At 72.6% G+C, this 20,228-nt stretch carries 18 protein-coding genes; 7 read left to right on the top strand and 11 right to left on the bottom strand.

The genetic code is table 11. The features are described from left to right. Window positions 1-166: 166 nt before the first annotated feature. Genes ACFYUZ_RS21210 through ACFYUZ_RS21200 form a run of 3 tightly spaced genes read left to right on the top strand, consistent with a single transcriptional unit; the run spans window position 167 to window position 3,365 of the window. Entirely contained in the window at window positions 167-1,849 is a 1,683-nt protein-coding gene (locus tag ACFYUZ_RS21210) for a PP2C family protein-serine/threonine phosphatase (protein ID WP_389311451.1), read from the top strand. Continuing rightward, a complete protein-coding gene (locus ACFYUZ_RS21205; protein WP_389311449.1) occupies window positions 1,846-2,964 on the top strand; it encodes a B12-binding domain-containing protein in 1,119 nt (372 codons plus the stop codon). The genes ACFYUZ_RS21210 and ACFYUZ_RS21205 overlap by 4 nt, the downstream gene beginning before the upstream one ends. Next, entirely contained in the window at window positions 2,961-3,365 is a 405-nt protein-coding gene (locus ACFYUZ_RS21200; RefSeq protein ID WP_389311447.1) for an STAS domain-containing protein, read from the top strand. The genes ACFYUZ_RS21205 and ACFYUZ_RS21200 overlap by 4 nt, the downstream gene beginning before the upstream one ends. A gap of 30 nt (window positions 3,366-3,395) precedes the next feature. Here ACFYUZ_RS21200 and ACFYUZ_RS21195 read toward each other — a convergent pair whose 3' ends face one another. Beyond that, entirely contained in the window at window positions 3,396-3,818 is a 423-nt protein-coding gene (locus ACFYUZ_RS21195; RefSeq protein ID WP_389311445.1) for an ATP-binding protein, read from the bottom strand. Between the two features lie 259 nt (window positions 3,819-4,077). Here ACFYUZ_RS21195 and ACFYUZ_RS21190 point away from each other — a divergent pair, with 259 nt between their 5' ends. Continuing rightward, window positions 4,078-4,932, top strand: coding sequence for an RNA polymerase sigma factor SigF (locus ACFYUZ_RS21190; RefSeq protein WP_389311443.1), 855 nt, complete (start codon window positions 4,078-4,080; stop codon window positions 4,930-4,932). A 103-nt stretch (window positions 4,933-5,035) separates the two neighbouring features. On the opposite strand, the gene ACFYUZ_RS21185 is transcribed toward ACFYUZ_RS21190, so the two are convergent. Then, on the bottom strand, window positions 5,036-6,544 hold the full coding sequence (locus ACFYUZ_RS21185; protein ID WP_389311441.1) for a DUF4246 domain-containing protein: 1,509 nt from the start codon (window positions 6,542-6,544) through the stop codon (window positions 5,036-5,038). 261 nt (window positions 6,545-6,805) lie between these two features. Here ACFYUZ_RS21185 and ACFYUZ_RS21180 point away from each other — a divergent pair, with 261 nt between their 5' ends. Further along, window positions 6,806-7,507 (top strand): hypothetical protein, encoded by a 702-nt coding sequence (locus tag ACFYUZ_RS21180; protein WP_389311439.1) that lies wholly within the window; start codon window positions 6,806-6,808, stop codon window positions 7,505-7,507. A gap of 233 nt (window positions 7,508-7,740) precedes the next feature. Continuing rightward, window positions 7,741-8,205, top strand: coding sequence for a hypothetical protein (locus ACFYUZ_RS21175; protein WP_389311437.1), 465 nt, complete (start codon window positions 7,741-7,743; stop codon window positions 8,203-8,205). Window positions 8,206-8,331: 126 nt separating this feature from the next. Here the strand turns inward: ACFYUZ_RS21175 and ACFYUZ_RS21170 are convergent, their stop codons facing one another. From ACFYUZ_RS21170 to ACFYUZ_RS21140, 7 genes are all read right to left on the bottom strand, one after another. Continuing rightward, on the bottom strand, window positions 8,332-8,550 hold the full coding sequence (locus ACFYUZ_RS21170; protein WP_389311435.1) for a pyridoxine 5'-phosphate oxidase C-terminal domain-containing protein: 219 nt from the start codon (window positions 8,548-8,550) through the stop codon (window positions 8,332-8,334). Window positions 8,551-8,575: 25 nt separating this feature from the next. Continuing rightward, window positions 8,576-10,531, bottom strand: a complete 1,956-nt coding sequence (locus tag ACFYUZ_RS21165; RefSeq protein ID WP_389311433.1) for an ABC transporter permease — start codon at window positions 10,529-10,531, stop codon at window positions 8,576-8,578. Between the two features lie 92 nt (window positions 10,532-10,623). Next, window positions 10,624-11,439 carry a molybdate ABC transporter substrate-binding protein gene (gene modA / locus ACFYUZ_RS21160; RefSeq protein ID WP_389311431.1) on the bottom strand — a complete coding sequence of 272 codons (816 nt, stop codon included), beginning with the start codon at window positions 11,437-11,439 and terminating at the stop codon, window positions 10,624-10,626. A gap of 93 nt (window positions 11,440-11,532) precedes the next feature. Further along, window positions 11,533-11,922 (bottom strand): molybdopterin-binding protein, encoded by a 390-nt coding sequence (locus ACFYUZ_RS21155; RefSeq protein ID WP_389311429.1) that lies wholly within the window; start codon window positions 11,920-11,922, stop codon window positions 11,533-11,535. A 110-nt stretch (window positions 11,923-12,032) separates the two neighbouring features. Beyond that, on the bottom strand, window positions 12,033-12,545 hold the full coding sequence (locus ACFYUZ_RS21150; protein WP_389311427.1) for a molybdopterin-dependent oxidoreductase: 513 nt from the start codon (window positions 12,543-12,545) through the stop codon (window positions 12,033-12,035). A gap of 147 nt (window positions 12,546-12,692) precedes the next feature. Further along, entirely contained in the window at window positions 12,693-15,476 is a 2,784-nt protein-coding gene (locus ACFYUZ_RS21145; RefSeq protein WP_389311425.1) for a molybdopterin-dependent oxidoreductase, read from the bottom strand. Next, a complete protein-coding gene (locus ACFYUZ_RS21140; protein WP_389311423.1) occupies window positions 15,473-16,315 on the bottom strand; it encodes an FAD binding domain-containing protein in 843 nt (280 codons plus the stop codon). The genes ACFYUZ_RS21145 and ACFYUZ_RS21140 overlap by 4 nt, the downstream gene beginning before the upstream one ends. Before the next feature lie 240 nt (window positions 16,316-16,555). On the opposite strand from ACFYUZ_RS21140, the gene ACFYUZ_RS21135 reads away from it, so the two are divergent. After that, window positions 16,556-18,094, top strand: coding sequence for a PucR family transcriptional regulator (locus ACFYUZ_RS21135; RefSeq protein WP_389311421.1), 1,539 nt, complete (start codon window positions 16,556-16,558; stop codon window positions 18,092-18,094). A 21-nt stretch (window positions 18,095-18,115) separates the two neighbouring features. Here ACFYUZ_RS21135 and ACFYUZ_RS21130 read toward each other — a convergent pair whose 3' ends face one another. After that, window positions 18,116-18,514: a molybdopterin-binding protein gene (locus ACFYUZ_RS21130; protein ID WP_389311420.1), complete on the bottom strand. Its 399-nt coding sequence runs from the start codon at window positions 18,512-18,514 to the stop codon at window positions 18,116-18,118. A 177-nt stretch (window positions 18,515-18,691) separates the two neighbouring features. Beyond that, window positions 18,692-20,143 carry a PepSY-associated TM helix domain-containing protein gene (locus ACFYUZ_RS21125; protein ID WP_389311418.1) on the bottom strand — a complete coding sequence of 484 codons (1,452 nt, stop codon included), beginning with the start codon at window positions 20,141-20,143 and terminating at the stop codon, window positions 18,692-18,694. Window positions 20,144-20,228 lie beyond the last annotated feature (85 nt).

Raw genomic sequence — 20,228 nt, 5'->3', positions numbered from 1 at the left:
CCTTTCCGTGAAGCTCCCGTGCCGGGGAGGTGGGGATGTGGTGGACGGGGGCCCGGTCCGTACCGGAAGAGGGGGGTTCACTTGATGTGCGGCGCGCACTGGTGAAAGGTGGACGGACGAGTGTCGTCGAGCGGGAAGGTGGCGGGCCCCACGGGCGGCCACGCATATGACTGTTTTCGAAGACGAGCCCGGCCGGTCGCGGGGCACCCCCACGGTCGCGGGCACCTCCTGGCTCCGATCGCCCCACCCGGCCCTGGTGGCCGACGGCCGGGGCAGTGTCGTGGAGTTCAACGACGCCGCGGCGGACCTCTTCCCGGGGATGGACGTCGGCGCGTGGCTGGACGAGGTCGTCCCCGGCTGGCTGGCCGACGCCCACCGGCGGCTCGCCCGTCCCCCGCGGAAGCGACCCGTGGAGAAGTCCGTCCGCGCGGGGCGACCCGCTCTGCGGGGAAGCCACGAGGGCCGCCTCCTGCGGGCCCACCCCACCGACTCCGGCCACGGCGACGTCGCCTGGTGGCTGGTCGACGACTCCGACCTGACCGCGGCGGAGGAGGCCCTGAGGACCGAGCAGGAACGCACCGCGCTCCTGGCGGAGGTCTCCACGCAGCTGCTGTCCTCGCTCAACCCGGACCGGTGCCTGGAGAAGACGGTCCTGCTCGCCGCGGCCCACCTCGCCGACGCGGCGCTCGTGATCTCCCCGCCCGTGCGGAACCGGCACGGTGTGGTCACCGCGGTGGGGGAGCGGGTCACCGGGCGCCAGGTGACGATGGACCCCACGGCGGTTTCCGGCCTGGCCGAGGCCCTCCAGGGCTTCCCTCCGGTGCCCGCCCGGTGGATCGATCCGGCCGAGCTGCCGGAATGGGCCGTGCCCGAAGGCATGGAAGGGCACCCGGGATCCGTCTCCATCACCTCGCTGCCGGGCCACGGCGTGCCCGCGGGCGCCCTCATCCTGCTGCGGCGCAGCGGCCGGACGGCCTTCGACGCCTCGGAGGAACTCTTCGCCCGGCTGTTCGCCGCCCGCGCCGGCGCCGCACTGTCGGCCGCGCGGATGTACGCCGAACAGGCGCGCATCACCCGCGTGCTGATCGCCGAACTCCTCCCGCCGCAGCTCCACCACGTCCACGGGGTCGACTTCGCCGGCGGCTACCGCACCTCCCACGCCACGGAGAGGATCGGCGGCGACTTCTACGACGTGCACGCCGGGGCCGACGCCGACCAGGAGTCGCTCGCCGTCCTGGGGGACGTGTGCGGCAAGGGGCTGGAGGCCGCCGTGCTCACGGGCAGGATCCGTAGCACCCTGCACGCGCTGCTGCCCCTCGCCGACGACCACCAGAACGTCCTGAGGCTGCTCAACGGAGCCCTCCTGACCGCCCGTCACACCCGGTTCGCCACGCTGGTCCTGGCCTCGGTGAGACGGACGGGCGGACGGGTACGGCTCAGGCTCACCAGCGCCGGCCACCCCGGGCCGCTGATCCTGCGCACCACGGGAGAGGTGGAGGAGGTGGACACGAGCGGAACCCTGGTGGGAGCGCTGCCCGAGGTCACCTCCCGGTCCGCGACCGTGCACCTGGCGCCCGGGGAGACGTGCCTGCTCTACACGGACGGCATCACCGAGGCCCGGGGCGGGCCGCTCGGATCGGCCATGTTCGGGGAGGAGCGGCTCCGGACCGCCCTGGCCGACTGCGTCGGACTGCCGGCGGAGGCCGTCGTCGAACGCATGCAGATGATCGCGGGCGACTGGGTGGGCGGCGGCCCGCACGACGACATGGCGATCGTCGCGATCACCGCACCGCGCACCACCCATCTGTCCGCGGTCAACGGTCACACCCGGGGCAGGTACACCGCATGACCACACACACCACGACCTCCTCCACCGACCTCGCCGGCACCCGCGAGCGGCTGTGGGCGGCCCTGGGGGAGCGGGACGAGGCGGCGGCCGCCGCGGCGGTCCTCGACGCCTGTGACGCCGGCACACCGGTGGAGGAGGTCCTGCTCGACGTGATCGGTTCCGTACAGGCCCGGGTCGGCCGCGAATGGGCGGCCGGCCGGATCAGCGTCGCCCAGGAGCACGCCGCGACGGCCATCCAGGACCGCATCGTCGCGGCCCTCGCCCATCGGACCCCGTCCTCCCGCCGCCCCCGACGGGCCGGTCCGGGGGGAGACGGGACGACCCCGCGGCGCGTCACCGTCGCCTGCGTCGACGGGGAGTGGCACGCCCTGCCCGCCCGCCTCCTCGCCGAGGTCCTGCGCGGCCGCGGCTTCCTCGTCGACTACCTCGGGGCGCACGTCCCCACCCCGCACCTGATCGCGCACCTCCACCAGACCGGTGCGGACGTGGTCGCGCTCTCCTCGTCCCTGCCCGTCCGCCTGCCGACGGCCCACGCGGCCGTCACCGCCGTCCAGGCCATCGGGATCCCCGTCATCGTCGGCGGAGCCGCCTTCGGTCCCGACGGCAGATACGCCCGACTGCTCGGCGCCGACGGGTGGGCGCCCGACGCCCGCGCCGCCGCCTCCCTCCTGGCCGAGGGCCCGCGGCGTCCCGAGGGAGTCCTGGCCGGCCCGGACCAGGGCCTGCCCCATCTGCTCGACCAGGAGTACACCCTCGTCACCCGCGCCCGGACCCAGCTCACCCGCGGCGTTCTCGAAGGGCTGGAGGCCAAGGTCCCGGCCATGGCCGCGTACACCGAGGAGCAGCGAGAACGGACCGCCGAGGACATCGCCCACATCGTCGACTTCCTCGCCGCGTCCCTCTACACCGACGACGCCGAACTGTTCACCGGCTTCCTCACCTGGACCGCGGAGGTCCTCCGCGTCCGCGGCGTCCCGACCGGCGCCCTGCTCGCCGCGCTCGACCTCCTCTCCGAAGCCCAGCACGACTTCCCCCGCGCACAGGCCCACCTGGCCGCAGGACGTCGCGCCCTCACCCGCGTACCCGCACCCCAGGCCTCCGGACTCCACGCATGACCGCATTCCCCGACCACACCTTCGAACTGGCGATCGTCACCGAGGAGGACGGCGTCCTGTACGCCGAGCTCGCCGGCGACCTCGCCTGGGACGTCGCCGACGAACTGCTGGACGCCGTCCGCGACCGCCTCTCCTCGGTCCCCGGCCTCTCGCACGTCCACCTCGACTGCGCCCGGATGACCTTGTGCGACTCGATGGGCCTCTCCACCTTCCTGGCCCTCCACCGGGACACCGAGGCGGCGGGAGCACGGCTGCACATCGACCGCAGGCCGCCCTTCCTCGACAGGCTGCTCCTGCTCACCGGCACGTACCAGCACCTGACGGGCATACCCGGGACGGCCGAGTCCGACGGCGTCGCCCCGGGCGAGGAGACGGAGAGCCCTCAGCTTCCCGGCCCCTGACGGGGCGCGGCCCGCCGCGTCGGCGAGGCCTCAGGACGGCCGGACGGAGGAGGGGGGCCGGAAGCAGGCGGTGACGTCCTTGCCGCGGGGGCAGGGGCGGGCCTGCCAGTCGTCGGCGAGGGCGTCGATCAGGAGCAGGCCGCGCCCGCCGAGGGCGCCGTCGTCGGGACGACGCTGCTCGGGCACGTGGGACGACGCGTCGTGCACGGTCACGTGCAGGCACTCCTCGTCCCACGTCAGGATGAGCTGCGCGTCGCTGTGGGCGTGGACGTGGGCGTTGGTCACCAGTTCGGAGACGGCCAGGACGACGGAGTCCATCAGATCCGGCGCCGTGCGGTCCCAGCCGAGTGCCGCCAGGTGTTCACGCGTCCAGTCCCGCGCCGTCTTCACGCCGCTGCTGACGGGCAGCGTGCGCGCCCATCCGACAGCTCTCAGTGAGGGGTCCCGCGCCATGTCTCTCCTCCGCTCGGCCGTGCTGCACGTTCCGTCTGCCCTGCCCCTCGGCGCGGGAACCCGGGGGCCGGCGATCCGGCCCGGGCGGGGCGCGACCGGGACGGCCGCGACGGACCGTGTGGCGCCGGTGGCTGACGCCCCATCATGCCCGACACGCGCGTCCCGGGAAAAAATTTGGAATGGACCTGCGTAGTCCGGGTAGGCGGGCTGCCATCGGGCCACGAATCCGGGTTCGGGACGAGGATGAGAGGGGAAAGGTGTGACGGTCACCACGCTGTCGACCACGGGCGTTGAGGTCGGGACGGAGGCATTGCCGGCGGTCCCGGACCCGCTGGCGGTCGCGCCGAAGGACGCCCGCGCCCTGTCGAAGGTCTTCTTCCAGCAGCTCACGGTGCTGGAGGAGGGGACCCACGAGTACCAGTACGCGCGCAACACCCTCATCGAGATGAACATGAGCCTGGTCCGCTACGCGGCCGGGCGGTTCCGGCACCGCGCCGACGAGATGGAGGACATCGTCCAGGTCGGCATGATCGGCCTGATCAAGGCGATCGACCGCTTCGAGCTCTCCCGGGAGGTCGAGTTCACCACGTTCGCCGTCCCCTACATCGTCGGGGAGATCAAGAGGTTCTTCCGGGACACCTCCTGGGCGGTCCACGTGCCCCGCCGCCTGCAGGAGGCCCGCGTGGAGCTGGCCAAGGCGACCGAAGAGCTGAGCACGCGCCTGGGCCGGATGCCGACGGTCAAGGAACTGGCCGAGCTGATGAGCCTCACGGAGGAGGAGGTCACCGAGGCGCGGCTGGCCTCCAACGGCTACAACTCCTCCTCGCTCGACGCCGCGCTGAGCGGCGAGGACGAGAGCAGGGACGCGTCCCTGGCCGACTACATCGGCAGCGAGGACCCCGCCATGGAGCTGGTGGAGGACTTCCACGCCCTGGCCCCGCTCATCGAGGAGCTCGACGAGCGCGACCGGCGGATCATCCATCTGCGGTTCGTCGAAGAACTCACGCAGGCCCAGATCGGGGAACGGCTGGGCTGCTCCCAGATGCACGTCTCCCGCCTGCTCTCGCGCACGCTGAACCGCCTGCGTGAGGGCATGCTCGCCGACAGCAGCTGATCCGACGGCCCACGGGGCGCGGGGGCCGGCCCGGCCCGGGGAAACGGCCCCGGACCGGGCCGGCCGCGCGCCTTGACCCGAACCCCTTCAGGAGCGAAGGGCTTCAGTGCTCGCAGAGGGAGAACTCCCGCTCGTAGAGCTGCTCGTTGTGTTCGTCGACGAAGAACTTGCGTTCCCTCATGAGCTGTTCGCGGTACTCCTGGGCCTGTTCGAGCGTCATGGTCGAGGTGTCGGACCACGGCTGCTGCGGTGGCACGTCGGAGGTCGAGACGATCTTCTCCGACGGGTCGACCAGGAAGAACGCGAGGATCTTGCGGTGCCCCGGGCGAGTGGGATCCGCGAGGCGGAACGAGTCGACACGGTGCTGCAGGACGTTCGGGAAGGCCAGACAGCGGCCCGCCGGGGTCGCCGCCGATCCCAGCACCTGGTTCAGCGCGTCCTCGTTCTCCAGGCCGTAGACCTCACGCACACCGTTGTCGTCGTTCTGCTCGTACTCCGGGTCGTCGAGCGCCGCCCGGAAACTCAGCCGGCTCTCGGTGATGTTCTCGCTGTCCCAGTAGTAGATGCCGGTCGAGACGATCCGCTCGTTCAGCATTCCCTCGACGTGCCAGGACCCCCCGGCGTACTCGGGCTTCTCCGGGGTGAGATGGATGGTGGCGAGCTTGACGATGACCTGGAGACCGCGGCCGCGCAGATCGACCCGGGCGGACCCCTCGGGCACCTCGGGCGGCGTGAAGACCGGGGCGTCCGGGACGACCGGGCGGCGGTTCTCCCACCAGTCGTCCTGAGCCCGTTCCCACGCACGGCGGGCTTCGGCATAGGCCTCGTCGTCGCTGTAGGAGGACTTGTCCGGATACACCGGCTCCGAGTCGTACCACTCGTAGGGATCGGCCTCGATCCGCGGGGGCCGCGGATGGCGCAGATCGGTGAGCACGTTCTCCAGCAGCGGGCGCATGCGCGCGAACAAGTCCGGCAGGACGGAGGCGAGTTCGTGATGAGTCTCGGGGTGGACGTTGTTGACGTACGAACGGAAGGCGACCTCGCCGTCCTCACTGACGTCGACGTCCGTGGGCAGCCACTGGAACTTCTCCGAGAACTCGTACTTCGAGTAGTGGTTCGTCGGGTTCAGCCAAGCCCGCTCGGGCGCGCCGCTCACCTCCCTCACCAGACAGAACAGGGAGGGATGAACCAGATCCAGCACCTGGCCGTCGGATCCGGGATGCCAGTCCCGCTCCGCTTCGGGGACCTCCTCCAGAACCCGGACCGCCTCGCGCAGCCGGGACCTGAGCTTGTCGTCGACCAGGGCGTCCGACTGCCACACCCCGTCGACGGCGGACACCTCGACGCCGGTCCGTCCGTCCCGCAACGCCGCGTAATGCGCGAGCTCGGCGAGCACGTAACGCACCTGCGCTTCGGTGAGCCCCTGGGCGACCGCTTCCCGCGTCCACCGGGCGACGATGTCGGCATCGTTCATCTTGTCGAACCATCCCGGCTTCGCCCGAATGTGCGAGCTGCACCGCATCATCTGGAGTTCCCGCAGCGTTCGGGGCGTCGCGAACGGTAGGGAACGGGAAGAATGAAAGGGCAGCGGGAAAGGGGACAGGCCGGTCAATTCTCTTGGTCCTCCGAGTCGGTGTGCGGTGGCGGGAAGGATACTTCAGCGGACTGACACCCCCACGTGCTCCTTGCCGCCGCCGGCCCGCGGCGTCACCGATGAAGGTGCCCGGCGGTACCCCGAGCGCGGCGTCCCTGAACCCTGTTCGACCCACGGCGACTTGACCCGTGCGAGGAACTGCCCCTACCGGGGCGGGGATCCCTCCCCTCGCGCGATAATCGCCGTGCGGCGTGAGCAGACGTGCCGCACACTTCCTGGATGATCGTTCTGCAGCCCGTCCTTGAGGTCCACGCCTCCGGCGGTTTCACCCTCTGGCCGGTCGTCGAGTCCGCGCCGTACGGCTTCCTGCCGCTCAACGGAGCGCTCGATCCTGCCGAGGTCGGCACAGCGGTGATGCGCATCGCCGACTGCAACGACATCGACCCCGAGCACGACGGCCGCCCACCACGGCCCGCCGACCCGCTCGGGAGCTTCCTGCACGGACTGCTCACCATGGAGGACCTTTTCGCGTCCGGCGGCCTGCGGATCACCGACACCACGACCGGCACCACGTTGCTGCCGGGCTGCTGTCACGGGCTGGACGAGAGGCGCGACTGGCTGGAGGTCGTCGACGGCACCGGTTGCGCCTCCTTCGGCCACGACCCGTCCCCACTCGCCGAGCGTGACGGCGAACTCGTCCGGCTGACCGTCGACGCGGATCGCGACGACAGCCCGGTGATGGAGGTCCCCGTCACGGACCTGCGCGGCCTGCTCGTCGGCGCGGAGCGAGACCTGGTCGACTTCCTCCAGCTGGCCGCTGCCTGGGCCGCCCGACACCTGCCCGCCTACGCCGCCCCGGTCGCCTCCGCCCTCGGCCGCGCTCTGGACCTGCCCGCACCGGTGACACCGCCGAACAGCGGTCAGTCGAGGACGACCGTGGCTCCGCGGAGTTCGAGGAGCCGGACGACGTCCTCGAAGTAGGTGAGTCCTCCCTGGGACACCTCATCGGCCAGGGCTTGCCGGGCGATGCCGGCGTCGTGCCAGACCAGGGTGAAGGGCGGGACGATGCCGAAGCCACCGCCGAGGGTGTGCCGGTGGGCAGGGGCTTGTGCCGTCGGGGCGGCCGGTGGTCACGGTGTTCGTCGGGCAAGGTGCGAGGGGGCGTGCGGCGCTTCGTCGGACGGCAGGAAGTCAGGAGCGGGGGGCGAAGGACGATGGAGTACGTCGATGTCGATGCGCAGGTCGGTGACCTGACAGGGGTGTTGGACCCAGCGGGTTATCTGCGGCACCTGCCCTCGATCTCCGGTGATCTGCCACCCGGTGCCCGGGCCTTCGCCACCGACGGCGACCACTACGACTTCCGCAGCGGGCGATGCGTGAAAGACCTGACGCTTCAGGCCGTCCGAAGCGTCGGCGACGAGGAGGTGGAGATCGAGTTCCGGCACAACTGCTGGAAGCACGATCAAGACCTGGTCATCCGTTACACGGGCGTGTCGTCCCTCGTCGTCGATCTCGCCGACGCCACGGGGACGGGCCTGGGAACCGTGATTCTCGACGAGATCCTGCCGCACGAGGGCGGCTGTAGCCACGAGATCGCCTGCTGGGAGGGCACACTCGCCCTTGTCTGCCGTGACCTCCGGGCGACCTGGACCGAGACCGTGTGCTCCAGCAAGCCGTAGACGCAGCGGTCCATCGGCGGTTCGGCGAGCGGTCGAAGGCCCGGGCGCGGTCCAGTCCCTGGTGAAGCCGACCGTGATCTCCCTCTCCGCCGCCCGAGCACTCGCGCCACGTGAGAGAACCGGGTGTCAGGGCCGGAGCTGTCGTCGCTGCCGGTCTGCTCCTTCCCGCTCGTACCGCGGCCGGACGTGGGCGCGGGTCGTGGCGGCCTGCCGGAACTCCACGACGTCCGGGACGACGGCGTGGAGCGTCCAGGCGGGGTCGACGAGGTCCGGCTCCGCCTCGATCCTGGCGGGGCTGTCCCGCAGGGCCCGGTCGCGCACCTTGGAGGCGTCCTTCTCCGTCATGTGCTCCTCGCTTCGTCTCGGCCGGTCAGAGGGGGATGACCGTCGTCTCGGTCGCTTTGACGCTGGTCCAGACGGGCACTCCGTCGGCGAGGCCCAGTTCGGCGGCGGACTGCGGGGTGATCTCGGCGACGAGGTCGGGCGCGTCGTCGGAGGTGATCAGCACGCGCAGTCGGCTGCCGCTGGCGGTGATCTCGCGTACGGTGCCGGGCCAGACGTTGCGGGGGCTGCCGGTCGGCTTCTCGCGGTGGAGCGACACCGCCTCGGGCGCGACGATCGCGAGCGCGGGGGTGCCGGGGGGCGGCGGATCGGCCGCGACGAGGGTGCCGCCGCCGTCGAGCGCGAGGCCGTCCGTGGTGGCCGCGCCGGGCCAGGCGTTGCGGCCGAGCATGCGGGCGACCCAGGGGGAGCGGGGGTGGCGGGTGACCTCGGTGGGGTGGTCGTCCTGCAGGGCACGGCCGTTGTCGAGGACGAGGACGCGGTCGGCGAGGGAGACGGCCTCGACGGGGTCGTGGGTGACGATGAGACAGACACCGCCGAAGCGCGCGAGGTGCGTGCGCAGGGTGTGGCGGACGTGGGCGCGGGTGGTCTGGTCGAGGGCGGCGAGCGGTTCGTCGAGGACGAGCAGACGGGGCCGGGCGGCCAGGGCCCGGGCGAGGGCGACGCGCTGGGCCTGGCCGCCGGAGAGCTGGCCGGGACGACGGTGGGCCAGGTGGCCGACGCCGAGACGGTCGAGCCAGCTCTGGGCCTCCCGCCGGGCTCCGGCGCGCGGGATGCCCTGGGAGCGGAGGCCGTAGGCGGTGTTGGCGAGTGCCGTCATGTGGGGGAAGAGGGCGCCGTCCTGTGGCACCCAGGCGACCCGGCGGCGGTGCGGGGGCAGACCGGTGACGTCGACGGCGCCGAGGGTGAGGTGGGCGTGGGCGCGGGGCGTGAGGCCGAGGAGGGCGCGGAGCAGGGTGGTCTTGCCGGCGCCGTTCGGTCCCACGACGGCGATGGTGGTGCCCGGTTCGGCGTCCAGGGTGAGCTGGGTGAAGCCGGTGACCTCGGCGTGCAGGGACCAGCGTTCGCCGGACCCGTTCGCCTCGGGGGAGAGGGACGCGGGACTCCCCTCGGGTGCGGGTGCGGGTGCGGGTGCGGGTGCGGCTTCGGCTTCGGGCGCGGGCCGGGACTTCCGGTCGGCCGGAGCGCCGGTCCATCGTCCGCGCAGGGCGACGAGTACGGCCATGGCGATGGCGAGCAGCAGCAGGGAGACGGAGGTCGCGGCCTCGGGCTCGTCCTGCAGCAGCAGGTAGACCTGGAGGGGGAGGGTCTGGGTGGTGCCGGGGAGGTTGCCGGCGAAGGTGATCGTCGCGCCGAACTCGCCCAGCGCCCGCGCCCAGGTCAGGGCGGCGCCGGCGAGGACGCCGGGCGCGACCATGGGCAGGGTGACGGTGAAGAAGACCCGGACCGGCGAGGCGCCCAGGGAGGCCGCCGTCTCCTCGTACCGCGGCCGCAGCCCGCCGAGCGCGCCCTCCAGGCTGATGACCAGGAACGGCATGGCCACGAACGTGGCCGCGAGGACGGCGCCCGAGGTGTGGAAGGGGAGGGTGACGCCGAACGTCGACTCCAGCCACGGCCCGAGGAGCCCCCGCCGCCCGAAGGCGAGCAGCAGCGCGACACCGCCGACGGTCGGCGGCAGCACCATCGGCAGCAGCACCAGCGAGCGGACGAGCGCCTTGCCGGGGAAGGACACCCGGGCGAGGAGCCACGCCAGCGGCACGCCGAGCAGCAGCGACAGGCCGAGCGCCCAGAACGAGACGAGGAGCGAGAGCTTCAGCGCCTGGACCGTGCCGGGGGAGCTCAGATGGCCGGCGAGTCCGCTCCACTCGGTCCGCGCGAGGACGCCGACCAGCGGGAGGGTCAGGAACGCCACGGCCGCCAGCGCGGGCAGCGCCAGCAGGAGGGGCGGACGGGTGCCGGAAGGACGCGAGCCTGCTCGTTTCATCGATGGTCCCGAGGAGATGGGGCATGGAGGACGAGGGGCTGCCCGTCCCCCCGGTACGGGCAGCCCCTCGCGATCGGTGTGATCCCGGACGGTTACGGCTTCTGGAAGCCGGCGTCCTGGAGGATCTTCTGGCCCTCGGGGGAGGAGAGCCAGGCGACGAACGCGGCGGCCGCCTCGGCGTTCTTGGAGTCCTTCAGCGTGGCGGCCGGGTACGAGGCCACGGCGTTCTGCGCGTCGGGGATCTCCACGGCGTCGACCTTGCCCTTGGCGCTCTCGGCGTCCGTCTTGTAGACGAGTCCGGCGTCGGCCTCGCCCAGCTCGACCTTGCTGAGCACCGCGCGGACGTTGGGCTCCTGGGAGACCGGCTTCACGGTGATCTTCTGGGCGTCGAGGATCTTCTTGCTGTACTTGCCGGCCGGTACCTCGGGCGCGGCGAGGACGACCTTGAGCTTGGTGTCCGCGAGGTCCTTCAGTTCGTCGACCTTGAAGGGGTTGCCCTTGCCGGTGGCGATGACGAGCCGGTTCTTGGCGATGACGGCCGGCGTGCCGGTGTCGGCCTTCACCTTGTCCATGCTCTTGGTGTCGGCGGTGACCAGGACGTCGGCGGGCGAGCCCTGGGCGACCTGGGCGACGAGCTCCTGCGAGCCGGCGAAGGAGAAGGTGATCTTCGTGCCCGGGTGCGCCTTCTCGTAGGCGGCGCCGGCCGTCTTGAAGACGTCCGTCAGGGACGCGGCCGCGAGGACGGTCAGGTTCGCCTGCGGCGCGGAGCTCGAACCGGAGCCCGCCGAACCGCCCGTGTCCTTCTTGGTGTCGTCGTTCGACGAGCAGGCCGCGAGCGGCACCAGCAGGGCGGCGGTGAGGACGGCGGCGGCCGTACGGCGTCTGGCGGGGGTGAGGACGAGGGACATGAGGGTCTGGACTCCTTGGGGACGAAGAACGGAAGGTGCGGTGGGAGGCCGGCCGCGCCGACGGCCGATGCTTCTGCGGTACCGCGTGAGGGGTCAGGTGCGGTCGATGTGCACGCTGGTCGACTTCACGCGGGCGGTGGCCTGCATGCCGACTTCCAGTCCCAGCTCCTCCACGGCCTCGCGGGTGAGGAGGGAGACCAGGCGGTGCGGTCCGGCCTGGATGGTGACCTGGGCCGCGATGTCACCGAGCCTGATCGCCGTGACGATGCCCGGGAACGCGTTGCGTGCCGTCGTGTACGACACGTCCTCGTCGCCGTCCTGCGCGATCTCCACGGAGAACGCGGCCAGCGACCTGCCGTCGATGACGCGCCGGCCGCTCTCGTCGCGGTGGGTCGCGACCCGGCCCGCGTCCGCCCAGCGCCGGGCGGTGTCCGGGCTAACGCCCAGCAGACGAGCGGCCTGCCCGATGGTGTAGGACTGCATATGCGACACCGTAGGGCCCTCTGCCTCTCATCTGCAACAAACATGTAGGACCCTCCATCGCGGATGAGAGGAGGCTTGGAGAAAGGGACAAGCGGAGTCGCCCGGTGGTCTCAGTCCTCGGACGGAGGGGTGCCGGGAAGCCGGTGGGCACCGATCCAGATCCCCGTGACGGCGCTGACGTAGCGGGCGCCGCAGCGGTCGGAGGGGACGACGAGCTGGGTGCCGACGGCATCGAGGTCCTCCTCGTCCACGCGGGTCGCGAGCAGTACGGGGGCGTTGCCGAAGTCGGCGTCGATCTCCGCCCACGACAGAACGGTGTGGTGGCCGTCGCCGCCGCTCACGGACACCAGGAAGCGCGAGCGTTCCTTGCGGCGGGCGGGGTCGAAGCCGGGGCGTGCCACGGCCATGACCTCGCGCAGCAGCGGACCCGTGAAGGTGTGGTGCTGCGGCCCCGCCGTGGCGCAGTCGAAGACCACCTCCGCCCTGTGCTGCTCCCACCCTTCGCGCAGATCGGCGACGGCGAGAGTGGCCGGGCCGGCCACGTCCCCCCAGAGCACGAAGGAGCCGGGGGGCGCGGGCGTGGTGACGGACGGGGCGTGAGGCACGGCACTGGGGAGGCTCATCGTCGGTCCCTTCGGGGCGGTCGGTGCGGCGGCTGCGCGCAGTGATACCCGACCATCGGAGCGAGGAACCGTGTTTGCCACCCTGATTCGGCCTACTGCACGGTATTTGTGAGCTTGTTACGAGGTGATGGCTCACATCCTCCCGGTCTATCGACCGACGTTCCGTGCCTCCCGGTCGAGAGCCAGCCAGACGCGGTCGCGGGTCACCGGCAGCTCGGTGAAGCGGATGCCCGTCGCGTCGCGCAGGGCGTTCGCGAACGCGGGGGCCACGGGGTTGAAGGGGCTCTCGCTCATCGACTTGGCGCCGAGCGGACCGATCGCGTCGGACGTCTCCGTGAAGTGCACCTCGGTGCGGGGGACGTCGGCGTACTGGGGCAGGCGGTAGCGGCGGAAGGCGGCGGTGGTGACCTCGCCGCGTTCGTCGACCCGGACGGTCTCGAAGAGCGTGGCGCCCAGGGCCTGCGCGACCCCGCCCTCGACCTGGCCGCGGCACTGCATCGGGTTCATGACCTTTCCGGCGTCGGCGGCGTGCACACTGCGCAGGATCCGGATCTCGCCCGAGTCGGGATCCACCGCGACGCGGAACCACTGGGCGTTGAAGGCCACCGAGCGCGGCGAGCCGCCCCAGTGCCCGTCCGCCGCCAGTTCCCCGGTCGCGCCGAGGGCGTGCCCCGCCTCGTACAGCTCCTTCAGCGTCACCGTACGGCCTGCGCAGTCGACGGCCTCGGCGCCGAGCACGCACAGGTGCCGCGCCACGCCGGTGTGGCGGGCGGCGAGGGTGCGCAGGCGTTCGGCGAGGGAGGTGGCGGCGAGGAGGACGGCCTTGCCGGCGACGACGGTGCCGGCGGAGCCGAAGGCGCCGGTGTCGTGGCGTACGACGTCGGTGTCGGACTGTCGGACGGAGACGCGGTCCTCGGTGGTGTTCAGGGCGCCGGCGGTGATCTGCTGGTGGACGGTGGTGGTGCCGTTGCCGAACTCGGCGGTGCCGACGGCGACGTCGTACGTCCCGTCCTCCAGGAGCGAGACGCGGGCGTCGGCGTAGTGGCCGCCCGGCGGCCCGGTCGCGATCATCGCCATCCCGGTCCCCTGCCCGACCAGCCAGCCCTCCGGCGCCTCCTCGGCGCTGCGGTCCTCGGCGATGGCGTTGCGCACGACGGACAGGCACTGGTCGAGGCCGTACGAGGCGATGTGCAGGTCCTCCTCCTCGCCGATCGGGCTGTGCAGGGACTCGCCGGGGCCGATGACGTTCTTCTCGCGGAAGACAAGGGGGTCCATGCCGAGGCGGCGGGCGAGTTCGTCCATCACGGACTCGACGGCGAAGGTGACCTGGCCCAGGCCGTAGCCGCGGAAGGCGCCGGCCGGGACGACGTTGGTGTAGACGGAGTAGGCGTCGACCTTCTTGTGCGGGGCGCGGTAGACGGCGAAGGACTCGCCGACGCTGTGGAACATCACCGCCGGGCCGTGATTGCCGTACGCGCCGGTGTTGGACACCACCCGCATCCGCACGGCGGTGAGGGTGCCGTCGGCGCGGGCTCCGACCTTGATGCGGATGGTGAAGGGGTGGCGGGTGGTCGCCCCGTGGAACTGCTCGGCCCGCGTGTACTCCAGCTTCACCGGTCGGCGCAGCTTCAGCGCGGCGAGGGTCACGACGTCCTCGGTGAGCATCTCCTGCTTGCCGCCGAAGCCGCCGCCGACCCGGCCGGCGACCACGCGGACCTCGTCCTCCGGCAGGCCGTACAGCGCGCACAGCGCCCGCCGGGTCAAGAACGGCGTCTGCGTGGAGGAGCGCACGGTGAGGCGCTCCCCGCCGCCGTCCTCCTTCGGCTCGAAGTACGCCACGCAGCCGTGCGTCTCCAGGCTCGCGTGCTGGACGCGCTGGGTCCGGAAGGTCTCCTCGTGGACGACGTCCGCCTCGGCGAAGCCGGCCTCGACCGAGCCGATCTCGCCGTGGACCTCGCCCGCGACGTTGTTCTCGACCCGGGCGATGCGCACCTCCGGTCCCTTGCCCTCGTGGATGACGGGCGCGCCGGGGCGCATCGCCTCCTCCGGGTCGGTGACGTGAGGGAGCCGTTCGTACGTGACCTCGACGCGACGGCAGCCCTCCTCGGCGGCCCGCTCGCTGTCGGCGACGACCGCCGCGACCCGCTGGCCCACGTACCGGACGACGTCGTCCAGGACCCGGGTGTCGTCGGGGTCCTCGGTGGGGTGCTCGTGGCGGGCGGAGGAGTACAGCGTCGCCGGTGCGTCCTCGTGGGTGAGGACGGCCACCACGCCGGGGACGCGCAGCGCGGCCGTGGTGTCGATCGCGACGATCCGGGCGTGCGGGTGCGGCGAGCGCAGCAGCTTCATGTGCAGCAGGCCCGGGACCTCGACGTCGAAGGTGTAGCGGGCGGTGCCGGTGACGACCTGCGGCCCCGCCGGCGCGCCGACGTTCCGCCCCACCGCCTTTCCCGCACAGGGCCGTTCGGTGTGCCGCACGCCCCGCACGGCGTCCTCGATCGCCCGGTAGCCCGTGCAGCGGCAGATGTTGCCCTTGAAGGCCCGGGGCAGGTCGTCGAGCTTGCCGTCGTCGTGCTCCGAGCCCCGCTCGGCCTCCAGCGCGGCCGTCGTCATGAGGAAGCCGGCGGTGCAGAAGCCGCACTGATAGCCCTGGGCGTCGAGGAACTTCTGCTGTACGGGGTGGAGTCCGCCGTCCCGGGAGGCCAGTCCCTCCACCGTCGTGACGGAGCGGCCCTCCGCCCGTACGGCCGGATACAGGCAGCTGTGCACGGGCTCCCCGTCCACGTGCACGGTGCAGGCCCCGCAGTCACCGGCGTCGCATCCCTTCTTCACGCCGAACCAGCCTCGCTCGCGCAGGTAGGTGCGCAGACACTGGCCGGCGCGCGGCTCGGTGTCGAACGGACGGCCGTTGACCTGGATGTCGAAGCTCATCGGACGCCTTCCCGGGGGCCGTCGGGGGTGGTCAGTTCGCGGCGGACCTCCTCGGCGAGGCGCAGTGCCATGTGCCGTCGCCACGCGGGCAGTCCGTGGATGTCGTCGAACCATTCGTCGGGGCGGACCGCCTCGTCGATCGCCCGGCGCAGTCGCTCGCGGTCCGGCGGCAGCGGGAACCAGAACCGGAAGGGGCGGGTGGTCGCCGCCGTCACCGTGACCGCCAGTGAGCCGTCGAGCGGGTCGAGCGTCCCGATGACCAGCGCGCCCGAGCGGCCGAGGCCGTACAACGAGGCCTGCCGGAACGCCGTACGGCACTCCAGCGCCCGGCCGGGCAGCGTCACCGAGCGGAGCAGCTCGCCTTCCCCGAGGTCCTTGACGCCCGCGCCCCGCACGAAATCGGCCACCTTCACCTCGCGGGTGGAGCCGTTCTGCGCCCGGAGCAGACACGTGCCGTCGAGCGCGGCGGCGAGCGAGATCATGGGCCCGGCGGGCAGGCCGTTGCACAGGTTGCCGCCGACGGTCGCCATGTTCCAGATCTTGAACGAGGCGAGGAAGGCCCGGCAGCACCGTTCGAACAGCGGTGCCGCGGGCGCGTCCAGGGACCGCCGCCCGAAGCGGGACAGCTGGGCGACGGTGCACGTCGCCGCGATCTCCAGCGAGCCGTCCTCGTGCCGGACGAGCGGTTCCCAGCCCATCCGGCTCAGGTCGACCAACCGGCGCAGATGCGGCTGAGGTTCGGAGAAGAGGTACGTCCCGCCGCCCAGCCACGCGTCGCCCGGCCGCCACGGCTCGTGCCGACGCGCGTCCCTCACGTCCGCGATCGTGTTCAGATCCATCTCTCCCCATGCCTTCCGCCCGGTGCGCTCCGACCGGTTCCCTCAGGCCAGTGAAGCCGGGGGAGAGCGGCGGAACGACTGGACGGGAAGCCGGAAAACATTCACCGTGCGGAGCCGTGCCCTGGAGAATCAACCAAGAGCTTTTCTACGACCTGGCTTTGGCATCTACGATGTCTCGTCTCGCATTCGCCTCGTTAATGTGAGTGCGGGTCTCTCCCGCGACCTCGCTAGGAGCCTCTGATGCACGTCGACCACCTCCTCCGTCTCGACCGTCTGGACCTCTCCCTCGTCTGGGGTGACGAGGCGTTGCTCGGCCAGGAGATCGGCGGCGTGACGGCGACCGATCTGGAGGATCCGGCGCGCTTCCTCCAGCCGGGGGAGATCGTCCTCAGCGGACTCGTGTGGTGGAGCCGGGACGGCGATCCGGGCAAGACCGAACGCTTCGTCTCCGCTCTGCGCGAGGCGGGCGCGGTGGCGTTGCTCGCGGGGGAGGAGACCCACGGGGAGGTGCCCCGGGAGCTGGCCGAGGCGTGCCGCGCGCACCGCGTCGCCCTGATCGCCGTGCCGGCGCACACGACCTTCCGGACGATCACCGAGGCGGTCTACCTCCGGCAGTGGAGCGAGCTCAGCCGCCGTCCCACGGACCACTTCGCGTTGCCGGAGAACGTCCGCCTGGACCTCGACCGCGCGCTGGAGAACGGCGCGACGGCGGGTGAGCTGCTCGTCCGGGCGTTCGCCCACCTCGGCGCCCCGGCCTGTCACCTGCTGACCGGCAGCGGCCGTACGGTCGCCCGGACCGGCGCCGCCCGGACGGAACTGCCCGCGCGGCGGGCCGCGGAACTCGTGCGCGGCGGCCACGGTACGACCGTACGCGTCGAGGCCGACGGCGGTACCGCCTACGACAGCTGGCACCTCCACCTGCCCGAGGCGGGCCGGGTGCCCCCGCGGGTCCTCCAGGAGATCGCCGAACTCCTCGGCCGGCACCGGCGCCGGCAGGACCGGAACCGGGCGGCGAGCGCTGCCGCGTTCGCGGAGCTCGTGGACGCCATGGGCGCCCCGCGCTCCGACGCCCACCGCGTGCGGGCCGCGTTGGCCTCGTGCGGTCTCGCCGGCAGGGACGCGTACACCGTGGTCGTCACGGCGGCGGAGCCGCACGGGGAAGGCGGTGCCGTCGGCGTCGCCGCGCTCACGGAGGCGCTGCGCCACGTGCCGTCCGTCGCCTTCGCGGTCGCCGACGGCACCGGCGGTGAGGCCGTCGCGGTCGTCGCCCACGGGAAGGAAGCGGCGCCGGGGGTACGGGCACGGCTGGGCGACGTGTGGCCGTTGATCCACGCCTGTAGCCCGGACCTCGTCCTGCACGCCGGTGTGAGTGCGTCCGCCGTCGGTCCCGAGGGGCTGAACACCGCCCTGCCCCAGGCCCGTTACGCCCTGGCGGCGGTCCGCTCCGGAACGCCGTCGTCGTCCCGCGTCGCCGGCCTCGGCGACCTCGACGGGCTGGGCAAGCTGCTGGCCGGAGTCCCCGTCGACGTACGGGACGTGTACCGCCGGACCGTCCTGGGACCGCTCCTCGGCGCCGGCCGGGGGTCGAGCGCGATGCTCCTGGAGACCCTGGAGGTCTTCCTCGCGCACGACTGCTCGTGGGCGAGGACCGCCGAGGCCCTCCACGTCCACGTCAACACGGTCCACTACCGCGTCGAACGCATCGAGGCCCTCACCGGCCGGGACCTGTCACGGCTCGACCACAAGGCGGACCTGCGCGCGGCACTGCTCTGCCACTGAGGGCCCCGCCGCCGGAAGAGGTCAGGGCACGTCGATGTGCACGCTCGTGGACTTCACCCGGGCGGTCACCGTGACCCCGACGTCGAGCCCCAGCTCCTCCACGGCCTCCCGCGTCACCAGCGAGACCAGCCGGTGCGGGCCCGACTGCACCTCCACCTGCGCGGCCACGTCGTCCACCCGTACCCCCGTGACGATCCCCACGAAGGAGTTCCGGACGGACGTGGGCACGTCGTCCTCCGGGACGGCGTGGAGCCCGGCGCCCCGCTCCCGCGCGAAGCGGGCCAGAGCCGTCCCCTCGATCACCCGCTTGCCGGAGCCGTCCCGCTCCATGGCGAGCCTGCCGCCGTCCGCCCACCGGCGAACGGTCTCCGAACTCACTCCGAGCAGCCGCGCGGCCTGCCCAATGCTGTATGACGGCACCGTCGCACTCTAGGCCACGTCCCGACCTCCCCCGGCATGCGGGCGGGCCGGGTCCCGCCCGGTTCGTCGAGCCTCCGCCGCCCACGGGCGGCGCCGCGCGGGCGTGCGGCGAGGACGGGGGCGGCGCGGCGGACGCCGTGCCACCCCCTTCCGCCGTACGGGCGCGATCAGCCGTCCTTACGCGCGGGCCGTCCGCGTCCGCTGCACGAGACCGGTGACGACGTCCACCACCAGGAACGCGAGCAGCGTGCAGCCCAGGACGGGGAGCGCCCAGCCGAGGAGGGCGACCGCCGGGACGCCCACGAGGAGCGCGGGAAGCGGGACGCGGCGCCAGGCGCCGCGGGCGGGGGCCCTGCCGGCGAGGGCCGCGCGGCCCTCGCGGGTCGGGCGGCGCTGCCACCACATGCGGTAGCCCCAGAAGGCGACGAGGATCAGACCGAGCGCGACCACGGCGAGCACGATCTGGTTGGCGATCCCGAAGAGCACGCCCATGTGGCCCTGCACGCCGAGCTTCGACAGCTTGGCGAGGAGCGGGTACTCGGCCCACCGGGTGTGCGCGGTGACCTCGCCCTTGGCGGGGTCGACGGCGACCCGGTCGTAGTGCACCGGCCAGACGTCGTCCTTCTGGGCCACGACCCAGGCGCTGGAGGCGTCGGCGGCCGGAGTGAGCTCCACCCTGCCGCCCAGGCCCGCCCCGCGGGCCGTGGCGAGCGCCGCCTCGAAGGCGGCCGGATCCGGGTCGGCGGGCTCGGCGGCCCCGCCGTGCCCGGCGTGGCCCGCGTGCTCGTCGCCGCCGGCCTCGGGGGCCGACGGGGCGCCCGGCAGCAGGGTGTCCAGCTCCGGCGCGTGCCCCTCGGCGGCGTCGAGGAGCTGCCCGAAGCGCTCGCCGGCGTACGTGGACCAGGTCAGGCCGGTCGCGCTCAGGAAGAGCAGACCGAGGGCGAGCCAGACACCGGTCGCGGCGTGGAGGCTCCGGGTCCGGCGCACGCCGCGGGCGGCACGGTCGGGCAGCAGGGCGCCCCGGACGGACCGGGCGCGCCGACCGCGACCGCGGCCGAGCCACAGGACGAGGCCGCCCACGACGAGCACCCAGAGCCAGCTGGCCGCGACCTCCGCGTACAGACGGCCGGCCTCGCCGAGGTGCAGGCTCCGGTGCAGTTCGTCGAGCCAGGTCGTCAGGGGGGTGGACCCCCACGAGGTGGTGAGGTCGCCCCTCACCTTCGCGGTGTAGGGGTCGACGAAGACGGTGCGCTGCTTCTCGCCCAGCTCGGGCACGGAGAGCACCACGCGGGTGGTGTCCTCCGGCTCGGCCGGGGTGGTCACGGAGGCCAGGCCGCCCTCCGGGTGCGCGGCCCGTGCCGCGGCGATCTGCTCGGACAGCGGGCGCGGCCGGTCTCCGACCCGCTCGACGCGCAGCTGGTCACCGTAGACGAGCTGGTCGAGCTGCGGGGTGAAGGTGTAGACGAGGCCGGTGAGCGCGGCGACGAGCAGGAACGGGGCGACGAACACCCCGGCGTAGAAGTGGAGCCGGACGAGCAGGGCCCGTACGCCCTGCCAGGAGCGCCCGGCAGGCGCCGCCCCGGCTGCGGGAGCCGTTCTCTGCGGGTCTTGGTCGATGGTTGCGGACATGCGTGATCCCCAAAGGTGCGCACGCGTCACGAAGGCGCGCGTGCGAAGAAGCCGAAAGGTGAGGTGGACCGCCGCGAGGGCGGGT

This window comes from Streptomyces sp. NPDC004266 (assembly GCF_042874095.1).
Lineage (GTDB): Bacteria > Actinomycetota > Actinomycetes > Streptomycetales > Streptomycetaceae > Streptomyces.
This window is presented reverse-complemented; position numbering and strand designations above follow the sequence as displayed.